Annotated in this window: 5 protein-coding genes; 1 reads left to right on the top strand and 4 read right to left on the bottom strand. The window is 65.9% G+C overall.

Annotated features, from left to right (window positions below; all coding sequences use genetic code 11):
• The 3 genes from ACLP4W_RS24855 to ACLP4W_RS24845 all read right to left on the bottom strand — a co-directional run.
• The coding region (locus ACLP4W_RS24855) for a DUF222 domain-containing protein (protein ID WP_442390053.1) at positions 1-478 on the bottom strand (478 nt) is incomplete at its 3' end.
• A 103-nt stretch (positions 479-581) separates the two neighbouring features.
• The gene (locus ACLP4W_RS24850) at positions 582-1,946 is read right to left on the bottom strand and encodes a flavin monoamine oxidase family protein (protein ID WP_442390052.1); all 1,365 of its coding nucleotides are present in this window, start codon (positions 1,944-1,946) and stop codon (positions 582-584) included.
• 206 nt (positions 1,947-2,152) lie between these two features.
• Positions 2,153-2,380, bottom strand: a complete 228-nt coding sequence (locus ACLP4W_RS24845; protein WP_442390051.1) for a hypothetical protein — start codon at positions 2,378-2,380, stop codon at positions 2,153-2,155.
• 96 nt (positions 2,381-2,476) lie between these two features.
• Between ACLP4W_RS24845 and ACLP4W_RS24840 the strand changes: the two genes are divergently transcribed.
• Positions 2,477-4,249, top strand: coding sequence for a DUF3556 domain-containing protein (locus ACLP4W_RS24840; protein ID WP_442390050.1), 1,773 nt, complete (start codon positions 2,477-2,479; stop codon positions 4,247-4,249).
• Here the strand turns inward: ACLP4W_RS24840 and metE are convergent.
• Positions 4,246-5,914, bottom strand: a 1,669-nt coding sequence (gene metE, locus ACLP4W_RS24835) for a 5-methyltetrahydropteroyltriglutamate--homocysteine S-methyltransferase (RefSeq protein ID WP_442390049.1), incomplete at its 5' end; no start/stop codon positions are given. The two genes, ACLP4W_RS24840 and metE, sit on opposite strands and share 4 nt — an antisense overlap.

Here is a 5,914-nt window from a genome sequence, read left to right as displayed (position 1 = left end):
GCTGCGCCAGGTGCTTTTCGGCGCAATCTCGGGTGTCGAGGTCCACCCAGTGCGGTAGCTGGTGCACGAACCCGCGGATCACCGCCACGTGGCCGGTCCCGATCTGTCCGGCGCGCTGGGCTGCGGCGGTCGCGGTCAACAGCGGCGACAACGGTTCGCCGGTCACGGCGCGCCGTGGCCCCAGATCGGCGGCCTCGGCCACTCGCCTGCGCGCTTCGCTGCGGGTGATGCGCAGCCGGTCGGCCAGCGCATGAGAAAGCTTGCCGCCCAGCTCGGTGGGATCGGACTGCGCGGCGAGCTGGTTGATCAGTTGGTGGCCCGGTACGCGTAGCCGCCGAGTCTGCTGCTCGAGGCGCTCCAGCAAGGCCAGCCGCTCCGGGGTCGTCAACGCGTCATAGCAATGCTCGAGTACGCGCGACACGACGGTGTGCAGCGCGTCGAAATCCTGCTGGATCTCCTCACGACTACTCGAACCCATGTTCGAATACTACGCCGGCCCACCGACACCAATCCCCCCCCACCCCGAAACCACTGAAACAAAAGTGACACAAGGGGTTTAGCTCTGATGAGCCGGCTAAAACTCACCCGACCGTCGCGGTCTCCGCTTCCCGCACCTCGGTCGCGGCGCGCTCGCCGGAGCGAATCGCACCGTCGATCCACCCGCACATGATGGCCGAGCTCTCGGTCCCGGCCCAATGGATGCGACCACACGGCGGACGCAGGGTGTAGCCGAATTCGGTCAGCACGCCGGTCGGGGCATGGCTGATCATCCCGCCACCGGAATAGCGCTCCGTGGTCCAGTTCTGCTCGTGGAATTCTCGGTGCGCGTTCGCCTTGCTGCCGAACCGATCGACGAGTTCGCCGATGACCGCTGCTTTGCGAGCGGCCTCGTCGAGTTTTGTCAGCCGACGCGCGGCCGGTCCTTCCGTGATCACGCACATGATCCCCGGGTCCCCGGTGTCCGTGCATGCATCGATGGTCAGAGTGGCCGGGGATCCCGGCGAGGCCGACTGACCGGACAATCCGTCCGCACGCCAGAACGGCTCGTCGTAGATGATCGAGATCTTGATGACCGCGCCGCTGGGCATGCGCTGGTGCAGAAGTGCCCGATCCACCGGCAGCATCGGCTCGTAGACGATCGACGTTGCGATCGCCAGCGGGATCGCGACAATGACCCGCCGTGCCCGCACCGTCATGCCGTCCGCGCGGACCGTCACGCCGTCGGCATCCTGGGTGATCTGCCGGACCGGCTGCGAAAGGTGCAACGCGTCAGCGAGCTCGGCCGCGATCGGCCGGTAGATGGCGCCCATCCCTCCGACGGGACGGGCATCCTGGGCGCCGCCCTTGCCCGAAATGACGAAGGTGGGCCCGCCACCGGACCCCATCTGGAGCAGCACCCATAGCAACGACGTCTCGGACGCCGCCGAGGTGTAGGTGCCGGCCAGGGCCATGTCCAGCATCTCGCGGGCCGACCTGGACATGGTGTTCTTATCGAGCCATTCCCCCAAGCTGATCCGGTCCCACTCCTCGGCCTTCTTCGCCTCCCACGGAGCTTCGCGCGGAATCGCTTTGCACATCTGGTCCACTTCGAGCAAACCGGCACCAAGGTTGGCGACCGCCCACGGGCTCATGGTCCACGGGATGGTGCCGCCGTAGCGGTGCTTCTTGCCATCGACAATCATCATCGCGTCGCCGTCGTGGTGCTGCTTGTAATTGGGCACACCGAACTCATGCATCAGCGCATAGATGCGGTCTTGGCCCGGCCCGACCCACGCGCCGCCGCGATCGATCCACATCCCGTCGTCGCGAGTTACGGTGAACGTGCGCCCGCCGACCCGGTCACGCGCCTCCAGCAAGGCCACCGAATGACCCGCTTGTTTCAATCGCAGGGCGGCCGTCAAACCTGCGAATCCCGCACCGACCACGCAATAATCGACCTCTGACACGACTGGCTCCTCAATCAGTGCCACCCCAGCAGCAAGCTACACCGATCGAATCATTGGTAGTAGCGTGTTAACGCCGGTTTCTCGGGCGGTTCAAACCGGTTGGCTTTGCAGGCGGTACCCGCAAACGTTCATCGAACTCGCCGCCGATGCCGTGGAACCGCGTGAGTAGTGACTGAAACCGATTGGCGGACAATGAATTCGGCAGGCTACGAGGTTGAGGGTCCGCCGTACTGCCACACCAGGGCGTGGGTGCCGGTCATCGTCGGGTTGCACCACAGCATCCGGCCGCTGATGTCGTGGGTGGTTGCGTTGAGCACCGTGCAGGTATCACCCGGTGCGGGTGGGTCGGCCCGGGCGACCCCGCCCCCGGCGGCGAAAGCGATCGGTAAAGCGGCAGCGATCGTTGCCAGCATAACGAACCGAAGTCTGCTCATGATGATTTCACGGTATCCGGCACGGAACTTGCAGGCAAACGCTTCTTTGCCCGCTTTGAGCACACGCGCCTGGAACACGTTTTAGTCTTTGGAACCATGGGATTTCTGAAGCCCGACCTGCCGCAGGTCGACATGGCGGAGTGGAGCAAAGGCACCCGCAGCGAGAAGATCCGCCCGATGGCCAAGCACTGGGCCGAGGTGGGCTTTGGCACGCCGGTCGCGCTGCACCTGTTCTATGTCGTCAAAATCCTGCTCTACATCCTTGGCGCGTGGTTGTTCGCGCTGACCACCAAAGGCATCAACGGGTTCACCGGCGTCGCGACTTGGTGGTCCGAGCCGATCGTGTTCGAGAAGGTCGTGCTCTACACGATGCTGTTCGAGGTGATCGGGCTCGGTTGCGGCTTCGGGCCATTGAACAACCGGTTCTTCCCGCCGATGGGATCCCTTCTGTACTGGATGCGGTTCGGCACCATCCGACTCCCGCCGTGGCCGGATCGCGTCCCGCTGACCAAGGGCACCAAGCGCACCCCGATCGACGTCGCGCTGTACGCGCTGCTGCTTCTGGTGACGCTCGGGGCGTTGTTCTCCGATGGCACCGGACCGATACCGGAGCTGGGCACCAAGGTCGGGCTGCTCCCGAGGTGGGAGATCGTGCTAATCCTGTTGATTCTCGGGGTGCTCGGGCTGCGCGACAAGGTGATCTTCCTGGCCGCCCGTGGCGAGGTCTACGCGACCATCGCGGTGACCTTCCTCTTCGGCGGGGTCGACATGATCGTCGCGTCCAAACTGGTGTTCCTGGTCATCTGGATTGGCGCAGCGACATCAAAACTCAACAAGCACTTCCCGTTCGTCATCTCCACCATGATGTCCAACAACCCGCTGGTGCGGCCCCGGTCGCTGAAACGGCGCTTCTTCGAGAAGTTCCCGGACGATCTGCGGCCCGGGTGGCCGTCGCGGTGGCTGGCTCACGTGAGTACCGCCGTCGAGATGCTCGTGCCGCTGGTGCTGTTCTTCTCCCACGGTGGCTGGCCCACCACGGTGGCCGCTGTCATCATGGTCTGCTTCCACTTGGGAATCCTGGTGTCCATCCCGATGGGTGTGCCGCTGGAGTGGAACGTCTTCATGATCTTCGGTGTGCTGTCGTTGTTCGTCGCGCACGCCCGCCTGGGGTTGACTGATCTGAAAAACCCTGTGCCGGTGGCGATCCTGTTCCTCGTCATCGTGGGAATCGTCGCACTCGGCAACATGTTCCCGCGCAAGATCTCGTTCCTGCCGGGCATGCGCTACTACGCCGGCAACTGGGACACCACGCTGTGGTGCATCAAGCCCTCGGCGAACGACAAGATCGGCAGGGGAATCGTGGCGATCGCCAGCATGCCGCAGGCCCAGCTGGAGCGGTTCTACGGCAGCCCCGAAGCGGCGCAGATCCCCATCTACATGGGTTATGCGTTCCGCGGGTTCAACACTCACGGCCGGGCGTTGTTCACCTTGGCGCACCGTGCCATGGCGGGACAGAACGAAGACGACTACGTCCTCACCGACGGTGAGCGGATCTGCAGCACCGCCATCGGCTGGAATTTCGGTGACGGCCATATGCACAACGAGCAGCTGATCGCCGCCATGCAGCAGCGCTGCCACTTCGAGCCGGGTGAAGTGCGCGTGGTCCTGCTCGACGCGCAGCCCATCCACAAGCAGACCCAGGAGTACCGCCTGGTGGACGCGGCGACCGGTGAGTTCGAGCACGGCATGGTCAATGTCGCCGACATGGTGACCCGGCAGCCCTGGGCCGACGACGTGCCGGTCCAGGTGCTGTCGGAGTCAATCGAGAAGGCAGCCGAGGAGCCGGCTGAGGAGCCCGAGGCGACTTAGGCTCCCGCCCGGACCTCCTGCGCCGCGGCGACCATGTTCTGCAGCGACGCGGTCACCTCGTCGGTGTTGCGCGTCTTGAGGCCGCAGTCGGGGTTGACCCAGAGCCGTTGCGCCGGAACGGCTCTCAACGCGGCGCGCAGCGACTCGGCCATCTCGCCGGTGCTCGGCACCCGCGGCGAGTGGATGTCGTAGACACCCGGGCCCACGCTGTTGGCGAAGCCGACCGAGTTCAGGTCGTCCAGCACCTCCATGTGTGAGCGCGCCGCCTCGATGGACGTGACGTCGGCGTCGAGATCTGCGATGGCGCCGATCACCTCACCGAATTCCGAGTAGCACAGATGGGTGTGGATCTGCGTCGAGTCGGCGACGCCGGAGGTGGCCAAGCGGAAAGCCCCTACGGCCCAACGCAAGTAGTCGTCTTGCTGAGCGCGACGCAGCGGCAGCAGCTCACGCAGCGCGGGCTCGTCGACCTGGATGACCACGATACCGGCGGACTGCAGATCGACGGTCTCGTCGCGGATGGCCAGCGCCACCTGGTTGGCGGTGTCGGCCAGCGGCTGATCGTCGCGGACGAACGACCACGCCAGGATCGTGACCGGACCGGTCAACATGCCCTTCACCGGTTTGTCGGTCAGCGACTGTGCGTAGCGGGCCCACTCCACCGTCATCGGGTGCTGGCGGGTGACGTCACCGTAGAGGACCGGTGGCCGCACGCAGCGGCTGCCGTAGGACTGCACCCAGCCGTTCTTGGTGGCGAAGAAACCGTCCAGCTGCTCGGCGAAGTACTGCACCATGTCGTTGCGTTCCGGCTCGCCGTGCACCAGCACGTCCAGGCCTAGCTGCTCCTGCAACTTGATCACATCGGCGACCTCGGCCTGCATCCGGCGGGTGTACTCGGCCTCGTCGATTTTGCCGGCGACCAGTGCCGCGCGGGCCTTGCGGATCTCGACGGTCTGCGGAAACGACCCGATCGTCGTGGTCGGCAGCGGCGGCAGATGCAGCCGGGCATCCTGGCTGGCGCGGCGCTGCGTCGCGTCGCCGCGGTGCGCACCGGACGCGACGATCGAGTCGATGCGGGCCCGGACCTGGCCGTTGTGCAGGCGCGGGTCCTTCTTACGGGAGGCGACCGCGGCGTTGGACGCGGCGATCTCGTCGGCGACCGCCTCGCGACCCTCGTGCAGGGCGCGCGCGAGGACGACGACTTCGTCTACCTTTTCGACGCCGAACGCCAGCCAACTGCGCAGGGCGTCATCCAGGTCGGTCTCCGGTTCCAGCGAGTACGGCACGTGCAGCGTGGAGCATGACGTCGACACCGCGACCGTGGCCGCCGAACCCAGCAGGGTGGCCAGCTTGCTCAACGCGGCTTCCAGGTCGGTGCGCCAGATGTTGCGTCCGTCCACGACGCCGGCCACCAGGGTCTTGTTCGTCAGCTCGGGCACCGCCGCTATGGCCGCGTCGGGGCCGCACACCAAGTCGACGCCGATCGCCTCGATCGGCGTGCGGGCCAGCCCCGCCAGGGAAGCGCCGGGGTCACCGAAGTAGGTGGCGACGTAGATGGCGGGCCGGCTGCTCACCGCGCCCAACTTGTTGTACACCGCCTCGGCCAGCGCGGGCGCGTCGGCGGAGATGTCGGTCACCAGCGCGGGCTCGTCGAACTGCACCCAC

Source organism: Mycobacterium sp. (assembly GCF_052145595.1).
GTDB lineage: Bacteria > Actinomycetota > Actinomycetes > Mycobacteriales > Mycobacteriaceae > Mycobacterium.
This window is presented reverse-complemented; position numbering and strand designations above follow the sequence as displayed.